This window comes from Streptomyces bacillaris (assembly GCF_003268675.1).
Lineage (GTDB): Bacteria > Actinomycetota > Actinomycetes > Streptomycetales > Streptomycetaceae > Streptomyces > Streptomyces bacillaris.
Genome location: NZ_CP029378.1, coordinates 1,902,362 through 1,916,522, shown reverse-complemented (window position 1 = coordinate 1,916,522; position 14,161 = coordinate 1,902,362). Strand labels below are relative to the sequence as shown.

Annotated in this window: 14 protein-coding genes; 11 read left to right on the top strand and 3 right to left on the bottom strand. The window is 72.3% G+C overall.

Translation table 11 applies throughout. From position 1 onward, the window contains the following. The first annotated feature begins 117 nt into the window (after positions 1-117). From ispG to DJ476_RS07615, 4 genes are all read left to right on the top strand, one after another. Positions 118-1,275 carry a flavodoxin-dependent (E)-4-hydroxy-3-methylbut-2-enyl-diphosphate synthase gene (gene ispG, locus DJ476_RS07630; protein ID WP_029395236.1) on the top strand — a complete coding sequence of 386 codons (1,158 nt, stop codon included), beginning with the start codon at positions 118-120 and terminating at the stop codon, positions 1,273-1,275. A gap of 166 nt (positions 1,276-1,441) precedes the next feature. Continuing rightward, complete coding sequence (locus DJ476_RS07625) at positions 1,442-2,284, top strand: GNAT family N-acetyltransferase (protein WP_070200408.1); 843 nt, start codon at positions 1,442-1,444, stop codon at positions 2,282-2,284. A gap of 109 nt (positions 2,285-2,393) precedes the next feature. Next, positions 2,394-2,966, top strand: coding sequence for a GNAT family N-acetyltransferase (locus tag DJ476_RS07620; protein WP_103418987.1), 573 nt, complete (start codon positions 2,394-2,396; stop codon positions 2,964-2,966). Positions 2,967-3,035: 69 nt separating this feature from the next. Next, positions 3,036-4,739: a proline--tRNA ligase gene (locus tag DJ476_RS07615; RefSeq protein WP_103418988.1), complete on the top strand. Its 1,704-nt coding sequence runs from the start codon at positions 3,036-3,038 to the stop codon at positions 4,737-4,739. A gap of 164 nt (positions 4,740-4,903) precedes the next feature. On the opposite strand, the gene DJ476_RS07610 is transcribed toward DJ476_RS07615, so the two are convergent. Genes DJ476_RS07610 through DJ476_RS07600 form a run of 3 tightly spaced genes read right to left on the bottom strand, consistent with a single transcriptional unit; the run spans position 4,904 to position 6,883 of the window. Beyond that, on the bottom strand, positions 4,904-5,824 hold the full coding sequence (locus DJ476_RS07610; RefSeq protein WP_103418989.1) for an aminoglycoside phosphotransferase family protein: 921 nt from the start codon (positions 5,822-5,824) through the stop codon (positions 4,904-4,906). A gap of 43 nt (positions 5,825-5,867) precedes the next feature. Next, positions 5,868-6,371 carry a ferritin-like domain-containing protein gene (locus DJ476_RS07605; protein ID WP_070200412.1) on the bottom strand — a complete coding sequence of 168 codons (504 nt, stop codon included), beginning with the start codon at positions 6,369-6,371 and terminating at the stop codon, positions 5,868-5,870. After that, positions 6,368-6,883, bottom strand: a complete 516-nt coding sequence (locus tag DJ476_RS07600) for a hypothetical protein (protein ID WP_112490160.1) — start codon at positions 6,881-6,883, stop codon at positions 6,368-6,370. Before DJ476_RS07600 ends, DJ476_RS07605 begins: the two co-directional genes overlap by 4 nt. 176 nt (positions 6,884-7,059) lie before the next feature. On the opposite strand from DJ476_RS07600, the gene rimP reads away from it, so the two are divergent. The 7 genes from rimP to truB all read left to right on the top strand — a co-directional run bounded on the left by rimP (position 7,060) and on the right by truB (position 14,129). Next, positions 7,060-7,563: a ribosome maturation factor RimP gene (rimP, locus tag DJ476_RS07595; RefSeq protein ID WP_018488770.1), complete on the top strand. Its 504-nt coding sequence runs from the start codon at positions 7,060-7,062 to the stop codon at positions 7,561-7,563. Between the two features lie 2 nt (positions 7,564-7,565). Beyond that, complete coding sequence (gene nusA / locus DJ476_RS07590; protein WP_112490159.1) at positions 7,566-8,606, top strand: transcription termination factor NusA; 1,041 nt, start codon at positions 7,566-7,568, stop codon at positions 8,604-8,606. A gap of 113 nt (positions 8,607-8,719) precedes the next feature. Beyond that, complete coding sequence (locus DJ476_RS07585; protein ID WP_181006556.1) at positions 8,720-8,998, top strand: YlxR family protein; 279 nt, start codon at positions 8,720-8,722, stop codon at positions 8,996-8,998. 148 nt (positions 8,999-9,146) lie between these two features. After that, positions 9,147-12,248, top strand: a complete 3,102-nt coding sequence (gene infB / locus DJ476_RS07580; protein WP_112490158.1) for a translation initiation factor IF-2 — start codon at positions 9,147-9,149, stop codon at positions 12,246-12,248. Between the two features lie 177 nt (positions 12,249-12,425). Continuing rightward, complete coding sequence (locus DJ476_RS07575) at positions 12,426-12,719, top strand: DUF503 domain-containing protein (protein WP_015611818.1); 294 nt, start codon at positions 12,426-12,428, stop codon at positions 12,717-12,719. A gap of 37 nt (positions 12,720-12,756) precedes the next feature. After that, positions 12,757-13,233, top strand: a complete 477-nt coding sequence (gene rbfA, locus DJ476_RS07570) for a 30S ribosome-binding factor RbfA (protein WP_070200415.1) — start codon at positions 12,757-12,759, stop codon at positions 13,231-13,233. Next, on the top strand, positions 13,230-14,129 hold the full coding sequence (truB, locus tag DJ476_RS07565) for a tRNA pseudouridine(55) synthase TruB (RefSeq protein WP_070200416.1): 900 nt from the start codon (positions 13,230-13,232) through the stop codon (positions 14,127-14,129). The genes rbfA and truB overlap by 4 nt, the downstream gene beginning before the upstream one ends. Positions 14,130-14,161: the final 32 nt, after the last annotated feature.

Sequence of the window (14,161 nt, the reverse complement as noted above, 5' to 3'; positions counted from 1 at the left end):
CACCATCTGGTTGACTTGTCCAGACGGTGCGTGCGTCCCGGCTCCGGTGCCGTAACCTCGAAGCCTGGAGCCCGCCGACATCGGGACCTTGATCCACACCTTGGGGATGCACAGCGCATGACTGCGATTTCTCTCGGAATGCCGGCCGTTCCGACCAAGCTCGCCGACCGAAGGGTCAGCCGACAGATCCAGGTCGGCTCGGTCGCGGTCGGCGGTGACGCGCCCGTTTCCGTGCAGTCGATGACGACGACGCGTACGTCGGACATCGGTGCCACGCTCCAGCAGATCGCCGAGCTGACGGCCTCCGGCTGCCAGATCGTCCGCGTCGCCTGCCCGACCCAGGACGACGCCGACGCGCTCGCCACCATCGCGAAGAAGTCGCAGATCCCGGTGATCGCGGACATCCACTTCCAGCCGAAGTACGTCTTCGCCGCCATCGACGCCGGCTGCGCCGCGGTCCGCGTGAACCCCGGCAACATCAAGCAGTTCGACGACAAGGTCAAGGAGATCGCCAAGGCGGCCGGCGAGACCGGCACCCCGATCCGGATCGGCGTCAACGCCGGCTCCCTGGACGCGCGGCTCCTGAAGAAGTACGGCAAGGCCACCCCCGAGGCCCTCGTCGAGTCGGCCCTGTGGGAGGCGTCCCTCTTCGAGGAGCACGGCTTCGGCGACATCAAGATCTCGGTCAAGCACAACGACCCGGTCGTCATGGTCAACGCCTACCGCCAGCTCGCCGCGCAGAGCGACTACCCGCTCCACCTCGGCGTCACCGAGGCCGGACCGGCGTTCCAGGGCACCATCAAGTCGGCCGTGGCCTTCGGCGCGCTGCTCTCCGAGGGTATCGGGGACACCATCCGCGTCTCCCTCTCGGCCCCGCCCGCCGAGGAGGTCAAGGTCGGCCTCCAGATCCTGGAGGCGCTCAACCTCAAGCAGCGCCGCCTGGAGATCGTCTCCTGCCCCTCCTGCGGCCGCGCCCAGGTCGACGTCTACAAGCTCGCGGACCAGGTCAGCGCCGGTCTGGAGGGCATGGAGGTCCCGCTGCGCGTCGCCGTCATGGGCTGCGTCGTCAACGGCCCCGGCGAGGCCCGCGAGGCCGACCTCGGCGTCGCCTCCGGCAACGGCAAGGGCCAGATCTTCGTCAAGGGCGAGGTCATCAAGACCGTTCCCGAGTCGAAGATCGTCGAGACCCTCATCGAGGAAGCCCTCAAGATCGCGGAGCAGATGGAGAAGGACGGCATCCCGTCCGGCGAGCCCCAGGTCTCCATCGGCGCCTGACCTCCTGCAGCACAGCTCCTCACCGCCCCGCCCGGCCCCGCGCCCGGCGGGGCGGCGGCGTGTCCAGGAGGTCCCCGGGAGTCCGGTTCCGGACCCGGGCAGCGTTCAAGAGGCTTGTTGGGTACAGTGCGGAAATCAGCAGACCGCATGGTGAGGCCCCCTCGTGTTGACGCAGACCACCACCCGGGTCCTCGAACCCAGCGACCTCGGCGCAGCGCTCGCCATCCTGGAGAGCGAGCCCGTGGCCAACGCTTTTGTCACGTCCCGGGTCCAGGTCGCGGGGCTCGACCCCTGGCGCCTGGGCGGCGAGATGTGGGGCTGGTACGCGGACGGCAGGCTCCGCTCCCTCTGTTACGCCGGTGCCAACCTGGTCCCCATCTGCGCCGGGCCCGAGGCCGTGCGCGCCTTCGCCGACCGGGCCCGCCGGGCCGGCCGCCGCTGCTCCTCCATCGTCGGCCCCGCCGAACCCACCGCCCTGCTCTGGCGGCTCCTGGAGCCGGGCTGGGGCCCCGCCCGCGAGGTCCGCGCCAACCAGCCCCTCATGGTCACCGAGAGCCCGTCCGCCGACATCACCCCCGACCCGCTCGTCCGCCGCATCCGCAAGGACGAGATGGAGGTCCTGATGCCGGCCTGCGTCGCGATGTTCACCGAGGAGGTCGGGATCTCCCCGCTGGCCGGTGACGGCGGGCTCCTCTACCAGGCCCGGGTCGCCGAACTCATCGGCGCCGGACGCTCCTTCGCCCGGATCGAGGACGGCAAGGTCGTCTTCAAGGCGGAGATCGGCGCCGCCACCCCCCAGGCCTGCCAGATCCAGGGCGTCTGGGTCGCCCCCGAACACCGCGGCAAGGGCCTCTCCGAGACCGGCATGGCCGCCGTCCTGCGCTACGCCCTGGCCGACGTCGCCCCCGTCGTCAGCCTGTACGTGAACGACTACAACACCCCCGCCCGCAAGGCCTACCACCGCGTCGGCTTCCGTGAGACGGGCACCTTCATGAGCGTGCTGTTCTGACCCCTTACGCGTACGCGGCTTCTGACCCCGTACGCGTACGCGCCCTCGGGCGTACCGTTCCGGCCGCCGCGCGTACCGGCCCGCCCGCCCCGGCCAGTAGGGTTCGCGCATGGCACCAGTCACCGCGCACGGCCCCGCGGACCCCGGCATCGAGGTCGGCCCGATCGACCTGGCCGCACGCGTCGACGAAGCCCTCCACGTCCAGGCGGTCGCCTTCGGGCTGAGCCAGGACGAGGTCGACGTACGCCGCCACATCGTCCTGCGCCACCTCGACCACCCCCAGGCCCGCGCACTCGGCGCCCTCACCCCCGACGGGCGGCTCGTCGGCTTCGTCTACGGGCTGCCCAACGACCGCGCCCACTGGTGGTCCACCGTCGTCGAGCCCTACCTCCGGGCCACCGGCTCCGACGGCTGGCTCGACGACTCCTTCGTCATCACCGAGCTGCACGTCCACCCCGACCACCAGCAGCGCGGCATCGGCCGCACCCTGATCACCACCATCACCGACGCCGTCCCGCAGCCCCGCTCGATCCTCTCCGCGATCGACCGCGACTCCCCGGCCCGGGCGCTCTACCACGCCCTCGGCTACCGCGACCTGGCCCGCCAGGTGGTCTTCCCCAGCGCCCCGCTGCCGTACGCGGTCATGGGCGCGCCCCTGCCGCTGCTGCGCCCCCCGGGCTGAATGGATTTCCGCCCGCCCGCACCGCCCGGTTAACCTCGGCCTCACCACTTTCGCGAGCAGGAGTTCATCATGGCCCAGGTCCAGCGCATGTCCCGATTGATGATCAAGACACTGCGCGACGACCCGGCGGACGCCGAGACGCTCAGCCACAAGCTGCTGGTCCGCGCCGGTTACGTCCGCCGCAACGCGGCCGGCATCTGGACCTGGCTGCCGCTCGGCAAGAAGGTCCTGGACAACATCTCAGGCGTGGTCCGCGAGGAGATGGACGCCATCGGCGCCCAGGAGGTCCTGCTCCCCGCCCTGCTGCCCAAGGAGCCCTACGAGGCGTCCGGCCGCTGGGACGAGTACGGCGACCTGCTCTTCCGCCTCAAGGACCGCAAGGGCGGCGACTATCTCCTCGGCCCCACCCACGAGGAGATCTTCACCCAGACCGTCAAGGACCAGTGCACGTCCTACAAGGACCTGCCGGTGATGCTCTACCAGATCCAGACGAAGTACCGCGACGAGGCCCGCCCCCGCTCCGGTGTGCTCCGCGGCCGCGAGTTCCAGATGAAGGACTCGTACAGCTTCGACACCACGGACGAAGGCCTGGCGCACTCCTACGCCCTGCACCGGGCCGCGTACATCAAGATCTTCGAGCGCCTGGGCCTGGACCACCGCATCGTCTCCGCCGTCTCCGGCGCCATGGGCGGCTCGGCCTCCGAGGAGTTCCTCGCCCCCGCCGCCGCCGGTGAGGACACCTTCGCGGACTGCCCGAACTGCGACTACGCCGCCAACACCGAGGCCGTGACCTTCGCGCTCGCCCCGGTCGACGGCTCGGCGCACGGCGCGGTGGAGGAGCTGGACACCCCCGACACCCCGACCATCGAGACCCTCGCCGAGCACCTGGGCGTCCCCGCCTCGGCCACCCTGAAGAACCTGCTGGTCAAGGTGGACGGCGAGATCGTGGCCGTCGGCGTCCCCGGCCACCGCGAGGTCGACCTCGGCAAGCTGGGCGAGCACCTGGCCCCCGCCGTCGTCGAGCTGGTCACCGCCGAGGACTTCGTCGGCCGTGACGACCTCGTACGCGGCTACGTCGGCCCCCAGGGCCTGGAGAAGGTCCGCTACCTGGCCGACCCCCGCGTCGCCCCCGGCACCGCCTGGATCACCGGCGCCAACAAGGAGGGCAAGCACGCGAAGAACGTCGTCGCGGGCCGCGACTTCGAGGTCGACGAGTACCTGGACGTCGTCGTGGTCGAGGAGGGCGACCCCTGCCCCCAGTGCGGCACCGGCCTCACCCTGGACCGCGCCATCGAGATCGGCCACATCTTCCAGCTCGGCCGCAAGTACGCCGACACCTTCCAGCTCGACGTCCTCGGTCAGCAGGGCAAGCCCGTCCGCGTCACGATGGGCTCGTACGGCATCGGCGTCTCCCGCGCCGTGGCCGCGCTCACCGAGCAGACCGCCGACGAGAAGGGCCTGTGCTGGCCCCGCGAGGTCGCCCCGGCCGACGTCCACGTCGTCGCCGCGGGCAAGGCCCTCCAGACGGAGCTGGCCCTGGAGGTCTCGGAGAAGCTCAACGCGGCGGGCCTGCGCGTCCTGGTCGACGACCGCCCCGGCGTCTCGCCCGGCGTGAAGTTCACCGACTCCGAGCTGATCGGTGTCCCGAAGATCCTGGTCGCGGGCCGCCGCTCCGCCGACGGCGTCCTGGAGCTGAAGGACCGCCGCACCGGCGAGCGCGAGGAGCTGACGGTGGACGAGGCGATCGCCCGCCTCACGGCCGACCTGGCCTGATCCGCTCCCGTACGGACACGGCGGAGGCCCCCACGCTGCACGGCGTGGGGGCCTCCGCCCCGTACCGGAACGTACGAGGACGGCTCCTGCCCAGAGGCGTCCGTCGTACGGCGAAGGCCCCGGCACACCACCCGCCAGGGGCCCTCCCCGTACGCCCTCACCGGCTACAGCCAGCCCGCGAACTCCAGGTTGACCTCGCCCATCTGCCGCCGCCCCTCCGTCAGCGCGCGGGTCCCCGACTCGACCGCCCGGAACAGCGTCCAGCCGCGCAGCCGGGCCTGGTCCACCTCCAGGGACTCCGCCAGCTTCTTCACCCGGCGCCGGGCCGTCGCCCCACCGCCCGGGGAGGCGACCAGGTCCTCCGCCCGGTCCCGTACCAGCCGCGCCAGGTCGTAGGCACGCTCGCCCACCAGCGGCTCCGGGCCCACCGTCAGCCAGGGGGCACGCTCGCCCGCGAGCACCTTGCTCTGCCGGAAGTTGCCGTGCAGGAGGAGGAGTTCGGGGGAGGCCGCCACCAGTTCCGTGCGGGCCGCGAGGGCCGCCTCCACCAGGGGTGCGAGCGCCGGGTCGGCCTCGGCAGCCGCCCGCATTGCCCCGGCCTGCCGCCCGGTCCGCTCGGCCACCGTCTCGAAGGGGTGGCCGGCGGGCGGCTCCACCCAGAGCCGCCGCAGCGTGCCCGCCGCCTCCAGGAGCGCCTTGGCCTCGGGCAGCGAGCGCAGCGACACCTCGTGGTGCAGCCGCTCCAGCAGCAGCGCCCCGGAGCCCGACAGCTCCGCGTCCGGCTCCAGCGGCTTCACCGCGCCCCAGCCGTTCCAGTGCGCCAGCGCCGCCCGCTCCCGCTCCGGCTCGGCGGGCGGCGGGGCGATCTTCAGCGCCGCCGGGGTCCCGTCGGCCCGCCGCACCAGCAGCACCAGGGCGCTGCGCCCGCCGGGGGCGGCCACCCGCTCCACGGCGAGGTCCGGCCCGGCGGCGCCGACGGCCCGTTCGGTGAGCGCGGGGAGCCGGTCCAGCCAGTCGGCCGCCGTGCCGTCCCCGTACATCTCGCCGAGCGCGCGCACCAGGCGCTGCGGCGGTTCGAAACCCATACGTCCTGTGTTCCCTTTCCGGTCCTTCGGTCGGCCCCGAGGCTCAGGGGGTCTGTGCCCCCGCGGCCTCCACCGGGCCCGTCTCCGCCGGATCGGTGTCCCGGGCCCGCTCGGCGAGCCCCGGAAAGGCTACGTTGCCGCCCCGCCAGCGGGCCGCCCGTACGGCGGCCTCCCGGAGGGCGCCCGCCGCGTCGGCGCGCGCGGACCCTTCGGTGGCCCGTACGAGATCGGCGTAGACGCCCGCCACCCGGTCCTCCAGGACGGCGGCGAGACGCAGTGCCGACGCGGTGTCGGCAACCGCGAAGGGCAGAGCGTACGCGGCGTCGGCGGCGACCGGCGCACCGCCCAGGTCACGCACGGTGCGCATGAGCGTGTCCCGGCGGGCGCGGTGCCCGTCGTACGCCGCGCGCGCCTCGGTGCGCCGCCCTGCCTCCACCCGGCCGCCGAGCACCCCGTACCCGTAGACCGCCGCGTGTTCGGCGGCCAGCGCGGCCTGGGCGGCGGTGAGCGCGGGGGAGGGGGCCTCGTCCTCGGAGCGAAGGGTCATGACGGGGTCTCCTTGGCCAGCTCGGTCAGCAGATACGCGTGGGCCGCCGCGCCCGCCGCCACGGAGGCCAGCAGCCGGGCCAGCTCCGGTTCGGCGGTGAGCAGCGCCTCGGCGTGGGCGTCGGCCCGGCGGCGCTCGGCGGCGGCCAGCTCCTTGAGGGCCGTGGGCCGGTCGGTGGAGACGGGACCGGGTGCGGCGGCGGGCGGCTGCGGGCGCCCCGCCGCCACGGCCCCGATGTGCTGCCGCACGGCCGCCCGCAGGGGCGCCAGGCCCGCCGCGGCGTCCGGGTGGGCCTCGGTGACCAGGTCGTAGTGGGCGAGCGCCAGGGCGCCGGTGTGGGCCGCGGCCCGGCGCAGAGCCTTGTCGGCCCGGACCGCCTCGGCCTCGGTGAGCACGGGTCTGCCCGCGCCCGTGCCCTTGTCGTCCTCCCCGCAGCCGGTCAGCACCGCACCCAGTGCGAGAGCCCCTGTCGCGGTGAGCGCCCCCCTGCGGGTCGTCCCCGTGCGCCGCACGTTTCTCCTTCGGGCCGGGACCGATCCTGACAGGATCTGTCCTGAACTGATCACCGCAGGCGAGCGTACCCGCGGCAACGGGGCAGGCGGACGGCAACACCCCTGGCGACCGGATACCCTTTGACCTGACACACCACGATCCCCACAACAGCACACGCGGCCGAGGAGTCACCCGGATGAGCACCACCCAGAGCGAGAGGCTGCGCGGGCTGCTGGAACCGCTCGTCAGCGCGCAGCAGCTGGACCTCGAGGAGATCGAGGTGTCCCGGGCAGGCCGCCGCGGAGTGCTGCGGATCATCGTCGACTCGGACGAGGGCGTGGAGCTGGACACCTGCGCGGAGCTGAGCCGCGCGATCTCCCAGAAGCTGGACGAGACCGATGTGATGGGCGAGGGCGAGTACGTCCTCGAGGTCAGCTCCCCCGGCGCCGAGCGCCCGCTCTCCGAGCCCCGCCACTACGTCCGCGCCACCGGCCGGCTGGCCCGCTTCCACCTCGCAGCCGACGGCTCCGGTGAGCTGGTCGCCCGCATCCTCGCCGTCGACGAGGACGGGCTCGACCTGGAAGTGCCCGGCGTCAAGGGCCGCAAGCCCACCGCCCGCCGCCTCGCCTTCGACGAGATCGCCAAGGCGCGCGTGGAGATCGAATTCAACCGCAAGGACAAGAAGGAAGAGGAGGCGTAGCCGTGGACATCGATGTGAAGCTTCTGAAGGGCTTGGCGCAGGACAAGGAGATCCCGTTCGACGTGCTCGTCGGGGCGATCGAGTCGGCCCTCCTCATCGCGTACCACCGCACCGACGGCAGCTACCGCCGGGCGCGCGTGAAGATCGACGAGCGCGGCCATGTGACCGTCTGGGCCACCGAGGACCCGGCCGACCTCGAAGAGGGCCAGGAGCCCAAGGAGTTCGACGACACCCCCTCCGGTTTCGGCCGGATCGCCGCGTCCACCGCCAAGCAGGTCATCCTGCAGCGGTTGCGCGACGCCGAGGACGACAAGACCTTCGGGGAGTACGCGGGCCACGAGGGCGATGTCGTCACCGGCGTCGTCCAGCAGGGCAAGGACCCCAAGAACGTCCTGGTCGACATCGGCAAGCTGGAGGCCATCCTCCCGGTCCAGGAGCAGGTGCCGGGCGAGGAGTACACCCACGGCCTGCGCCTGCGCACGTATGTCGTCCGGGTCGCCAAGGGCGTCCGCGGCCCCTCCGTGACGCTCTCGCGCACCCATCCCAACCTGGTGAAGAAGCTCTTCGCGCTGGAGGTCCCGGAGATCGCCGACGGTTCCGTCGAGATCTCCGCGATCGCCCGCGAGGCCGGCCACCGCACTAAGATCGCGGTCCGCTCCACCCGTTCGGGCCTCAACGCCAAGGGCGCCTGCATCGGCCCCATGGGCGGCCGGGTCCGCAACGTCATGGCCGAGCTGCACGGCGAGAAGATCGACATCGTGGACTGGGCGGACGACCCGGCCGAGATGGTCGCCAACGCGCTGTCGCCCGCCCGGGTGAGCAAGGTCGAGGTCGTCGACCTCGGCGCCCGCTCCGCCCGGGTCACCGTGCCGGACTACCAGCTCTCGCTGGCGATCGGCAAGGAGGGCCAGAACGCCCGCCTCGCCGCCCGCCTCACCGGCTGGCGCATCGACATCCGGCCCGACACCGAGACCGACGAGGAGCGGGAGAACGCCGACCGCGAGCGGGCCGAGCGGGCCCGGGAGCGCTCGGAAAGGCGTTGACCCGGAGCCCCTCCAGGGAATAGATCTTGGCCGTACGCCGCTGAGATCACGACAACATCCGTTCGATTTTTGCCCCAAAGGGGTGAGGTCGGTACGGGGAGGTAGACTTAATCGTGTCTGGCCGGACGCAAGCCGGCGCTTGTCCCGAGCGGACCTGTGTGGGATGCCGGGAGCGAGTGGCCAAGAGCGAGCTGCTGCGCATCGTGGTGGACGAGGGCGCCTGCGCCCCTGATCCACGCGGTACGCTGCCCGGCCGGGGTGCTTACGTGCACCCCACCTCTGTCTGTCTCGACCTGGCGGTTCGCCGCCGGGCATTCCCCCGGGCCTTCAAGGCCAAGGGGCCGCTCGACACCGCGGCACTCACGCGGTTCGTCGAGCGGGTGACACCGTAAGAAAGTGAACGGCACGGGACCCCGTGCGGTCAGGTACCTCGCGAGTTGGAAGTAGGTCGAGATTGCGATGAGCACTCGATGAGTACGCGATGAGTACGCCCATGAAGTAGCGACGGTCCGGCGGTAACCCGGACCTAAAAGGAGCGAAGTGGCTAAGGTCCGGGTATACGAACTCGCCAAGGAGTTCGGCGTCGAGAGCAAGGTCGTCATGGCCAAGCTCCAAGAACTCGGTGAATTCGTCCGTTCGGCGTCCTCGACGATCGAGGCGCCGGTTGTACGCAAGTTGACCGACGCACTGCAGGGGCCCGGCGGCAACGCCGGCAAGTCCGCTGCGAAGCCGGGCGCGCCCCGTAAGGCGACGCCCGCGAAGCCCGCAGCGCCCTCCCCGGCCGCTGCGGCACGTCCCGCTGCCCCCAAGCCCGGCGCACCGGCCCCCAAGCCGGCCGCCGCCGAGGCCCCGAGCAGCACCCCGGCGGCGCCCGCCGCGCCGTCCCCCGCCCCGCGTCCGGGCCCGAAGCCCGCGCCGAAGGCGGCCCCGGTGACCCCGGTCCCGGCCGCCGAGTTCTCGGCTCCGGCTCCGGCCCCCGAGCGTCCGGCGGCCCCGCGGCCCACGGGTGCCACCCCGGGCCCGCGTCCCACCCCCGCCCGTCCGGCCCCGGCCGGCGGTCAGCGCGACGGTGGCCAGCGTGACGGCGGCCGTGGTGGCGAGCGTGGCGGCGACCGCCCCGCGCGTCCCGCCGGCCAGGGTGCCCCGCGCCCCGGCGGCGCCCGTCCGGCCGGTCCCCGTCCGGGCAACAACCCCTTCACCTCCGGCGGCTCCACCGGCATGGCGCGCCCCTCGGCGCCCCGTCCCGGCGGTGCCCCGCGGCCCGGCGGCGGCCAGGAGCGCCCCGGCGCCCCGCGTCCGCAGGGCGGCCCCGGTGGCGCCCCGCGCCCCCAGGGCGGTCAGGCCCAGGGCGGTGCCCGTCCCTCTCCGGGCGGCATGCCCCGTCCGCAGGCCCCGCGTCCCGGTGCCGGTCCCGCCGGTAACCGCCCCAACCCGGGCATGATGCCGCAGCGTCCCGCTGCCGGCCCGCGCCCCGGTCCCGGTGGCGGTGGCCGTGGTCCCGGCGGCGGCGGTCGTCCCGGCGGTGCCGGTGGCGGTCGTCCCGGTGGCGGCGGCGGCTTCGCCGGTCGTCCCGGTGGCGGTGGCGGCGGGTTCGCCGGCCGTCCGGCCGGTCCCGGCGGTGGCGGCGGCGGTGCCGGTCGTCCCGGTGGTGGCGGCGGCTTCGGCGGCCGTCCCGGCTTCGGCGGTCGTCCGGGTGGTCCCGGTGGCCGTGGTGGCACGCAGGGTGCGTTCGGCCGTCCCGGCGGTCCCGCGCGTCGTGGCCGCAAGTCGAAGCGGCAGAGGCGCCAGGAGTACGAGGCCATGCAGGCCCCGTCGGTCGGCGGCGTCATGCTGCCCCGCGGCAACGGACAGGCCGTCCGGCTGTCGCGCGGTGCCTCCCTCACCGACTTCGCGGAGAAGATCAACGCCAACCCGGCGTCGCTCGTCGCCGTGATGATGAACCTCGGCGAGATGGTGACGGCCACGCAGTCCGTCTCCGACGACACGCTGCGTCTCCTCGCCGAGGAGATGAACTACGTCCTGGAGATCGTCAGCCCGGAGGAGGAGGACCGCGAGCTGCTCGAGTCCTTCGACATCGAGTTCGGCGAGGACGAGGGCGGCGAAGAGGCCCTGGTCTCCCGTCCGCCGGTCGTGACCGTCATGGGTCACGTCGACCACGGTAAGACCCGACTCCTCGACGCGATCCGCAAGACCAACGTGGTCGCGGGCGAGGCCGGTGGCATCACCCAGCACATCGGTGCCTACCAGGTCTCCTCCGAGGTCAACGGCGAGGACCGGAAGATCACCTTCATCGACACCCCGGGTCACGAGGCGTTCACCGCCATGCGTGCCCGTGGTGCGAAGTCGACCGACATCGCGATCCTCGTGGTGGCGGCCAACGACGGTGTGATGCCCCAGACGATCGAGGCGCTGAACCACGCCAAGGCGGCCGAGGTGCCGATCGTGGTCGCGGTCAACAAGATCGACGTCGAGGGTGCCGACCCGACCAAGGTGCGCGGTCAGCTCACCGAGTTCGGTCTGGTGGCCGAGGAGTACGGCGGCGACACCATGTTCGTCGACATCTCCGCCAAGCAGGGCCTCAACATCGAGGCGCTGCTGGAGGCCGTCGTCCTCACCGCCGACGCCTCGCTCGACCTGCGGGCCAACCCCGACCAGGACGCGCAGGGTATTGCGATCGAGTCCCACCTCGACCGCGGTCGCGGTGCCGTCTCGACCGTCCTGGTCCAGCGCGGAACGCTGCGCATCGGTGACACGATGGTCGTGGGCGACGCCTACGGCCGGGTGCGCGCCATGCTCGACGACAACGGCAAGAACGTGGAGGAGGCGGGTCCCTCGACCCCGGTCCTCGTCCTCGGTCTCACCAACGTCCCGGGCGCCGGCGACAACTTCCTGGTCGTCGACGAGGACCGTACGGCCCGTCAGATCGCCGAGAAGCGTGCCGCCCGCGAGCGCAACGCCAACTTCGCCCGCAAGGGCGTCCGGTTCTCCCTGGAGAACCTGGACGAGGCGCTCAAGGCCGGTCTGGTCCAGGAGCTCAACCTCATCATCAAGGGCGACGCGTCCGGTTCGGTGGAGGCCCTCGAGTCCTCGCTGCTCCAGCTCGACGTCGGTGAAGAGGTCGACATCCGGGTCCTGCACCGCGGTGTGGGTGCGGTCACCGAGTCGGACATCGACCTGGCGACCGGCTCCGACGCCATCGTCATCGGCTTCAACGTGCGCGCCGCCGGGCGTGCGCAGCAGATGGCCGAGCGCGAAGGCGTGGACGTCCGGTACTACTCGGTCATCTACCAGGCGATCGAAGAGATCGAAGCGGCCCTCAAGGGCATGCTCAAGCCGGAGTACGAAGAGGTCGAGCTCGGTACGGCGGAGATCCGCGAGATCTTCCGCTCGTCCAAGCTGGGCAACATCGCCGGTGTGCTGGTCCGCTCCGGCGAGGTCAAGCGCAACACCAAGGCGCGCCTGCTGCGCGATGGCAAGGTCATCGCGGAGAACCTCAACATCTCCGGTCTGCGCCGCTTCAAGGACGACGTCACCGAGATCCGCGAAGGCTTCGAGGGTGGTATCAACCTCGGAAACTTCAACGACATCAAGATCGACGACGTCATCGCGACGTACGAGATGCGCGAGAAGCCGCGAGGCTGATCCGCAGGGATTCGGCGGGGTTGCGGGGGTTCGCCCCCGGAGCCCGGCCACCACGGTCGGGGCCGGTCGACGGGTCGTATTTCCGTCGATCGGCCCCGGCCGTTCCGGTACGGTTCTGATGTCCCCGCCAAGTTCTGGCGGGGCACGAACCCGAACCGGCGGGACATCCGGACACACATGTATGTGGGGACCCTGTCCTTCGATCTGCTCCTCGGCGACGTACGGTCGTTGAAGGAGAAACGCTCCGTCGTCCGTCCGATCGTCGCCGAACTCCAGCGCAAGTACGCGGTGAGTGCGGCGGAGACCGGCGGGCAGGATCTCCACCGCAGGGCCGAGATCGGCCTCGCCGTGGTCTCCGGTGACACCGGACACCTGACGGACGTGCTGGACCGGTGCGAGCGGCTGGTGGCCGCCCGCCCCGAGGTGGAGCTGCTGTCGGTGAGACGGCGGCTGCACAGTGACGAAGACTGACACGCAAGCGAACACCAGAAGGAAGAGTGACGGACCGGTGACCGACAACGCGCGGGCCCGCAAGCTGGCCGATCGCATCCAGGTCGTGGTCGCGGAGACCCTGGACCGGCGGATCAAGGATCCGCGGCTGGGATTCGTGACGATCACGGACGCCCGGGTCACCGGCGACCTGCGGGAGGCCACGGTCTTCTACACGGTCTACGGCGACGACGAGGAGCGCGCGGCCTCCGCCGCGGCGCTGGAGAGCGCCAAGGGCGTCCTCCGCTCCGAGGTCGGCCGGCAGACCGGGGTCCGGTTCACGCCGACCCTGGCCTTCGTCCCGGACGCCCTCCCGGACAACGCCCGCACCATCGAGGACCTCCTCGACAAGGCGCGCGCCAAGGACGCGGAGGTGCGCCAGGTGTCCACCGGCGCGACGTACGCCGGTGACGCCGACCCGTACCGCAAGCCCGAGGACGACGAGGACGAGACCGACGGACCCACCGAGAAGAACGAGGGCCCGGCCTCCGCATGACCGACCAGAACCCGACGCCGGACGGCCTTGTCATCGTCGACAAGCCGTCCGGCTTCACTTCGCACGACGTCGTGGCCAAGATGCGCGGCATCGCCCGCACCCGCCGCGTCGGCCACGCCGGAACGCTGGACCCGATGGCGACCGGAGTCCTCGTGCTCGGCGTCCAGCGGGCCACCAAGCTGCTCGGCCACCTCGCGCTGACCGAGAAGGAGTACCTGGGCACCATCCGGCTCGGCCAGGACACCGTCACCGACGACGCCGAGGGCGAGATCACCTCCTCCACCGACGCCTCCGGCGTGACCCGCGAGGGGATCGACGCCGGGGTGGCGGCCCTGACCGGCGCGATCATGCAGGTCCCGTCCAAGGTCAGCGCCATCAAGATCGACGGCAAGCGGTCCTACGCCCGGGTGCGCGGCGGCGAGGAGTTCGAGATCCCGGCCCGCCCGGTGACCGTCTCCTCCTTCCGCGTCTACGACGTCCGCGAGGCCGTCGCCGAGGACGGCACCCCCGTCCTGGACCTGGTCGTCTCCGTCGTCTGCTCCTCGGGGACGTACATCCGCGCCCTCGCCCGGGACCTCGGCGCCGGACTCGGCGTCGGCGGCCACCTCACCGCGCTGCGCCGCACCCGCGTCGGCCCGTACGGACTGGACGCGGCCCGCACGCTCGACCAGCACCAGGAGGAGCTGACGGTCATGCCGGTCGCGGAGGCCGCCGCGTCCGCCTTCCCGCGCTGGGACGTCGACGAGAAGCGCGCCCGGCTGCTCCTCAACGGCGTACGGCTGGACATGCCCTCCTACCCGCCGGGGCCGGTCGCGGTCTTCGGGCCGGACGGGGCGTTCCTGGTGCTCGTGGAGGAGGAGAAGGGCAAGGCCAAGAGCCTCGCCGTCTTCGCCTGATCCCCGGACCGGGCGGAGCGCTGATCCCCGGA

Excerpts from the sequence above, each read along its gene's own strand:
- ispG (WP_029395236.1), top strand. The coding sequence starts at position 118 with ATGACTGCGATTTCTCTCGGAATGCCGGCCGTTCCGACCAAGCTCGCC.
- DJ476_RS07620 (WP_103418987.1), top strand. The coding sequence starts at position 2,394 with ATGGCACCAGTCACCGCGCACGGCCCCGCGGACCCCGGCATCGAGGTC.
- DJ476_RS07615 (WP_103418988.1), top strand. The coding sequence starts at position 3,036 with ATGGCCCAGGTCCAGCGCATGTCCCGATTGATGATCAAGACACTGCGC.
- DJ476_RS07610 (WP_103418989.1), bottom strand. The coding sequence starts at position 5,824 with ATGGGTTTCGAACCGCCGCAGCGCCTGGTGCGCGCGCTCGGCGAGATG.
- DJ476_RS07605 (WP_070200412.1), bottom strand. The coding sequence starts at position 6,371 with ATGACCCTTCGCTCCGAGGACGAGGCCCCCTCCCCCGCGCTCACCGCC.
- rimP (WP_018488770.1), top strand. The coding sequence starts at position 7,060 with ATGAGCACCACCCAGAGCGAGAGGCTGCGCGGGCTGCTGGAACCGCTC.
- DJ476_RS07575 (WP_015611818.1), top strand. The coding sequence starts at position 12,426 with ATGTATGTGGGGACCCTGTCCTTCGATCTGCTCCTCGGCGACGTACGG.
- truB (WP_070200416.1), top strand. The coding sequence starts at position 13,230 with ATGACCGACCAGAACCCGACGCCGGACGGCCTTGTCATCGTCGACAAG.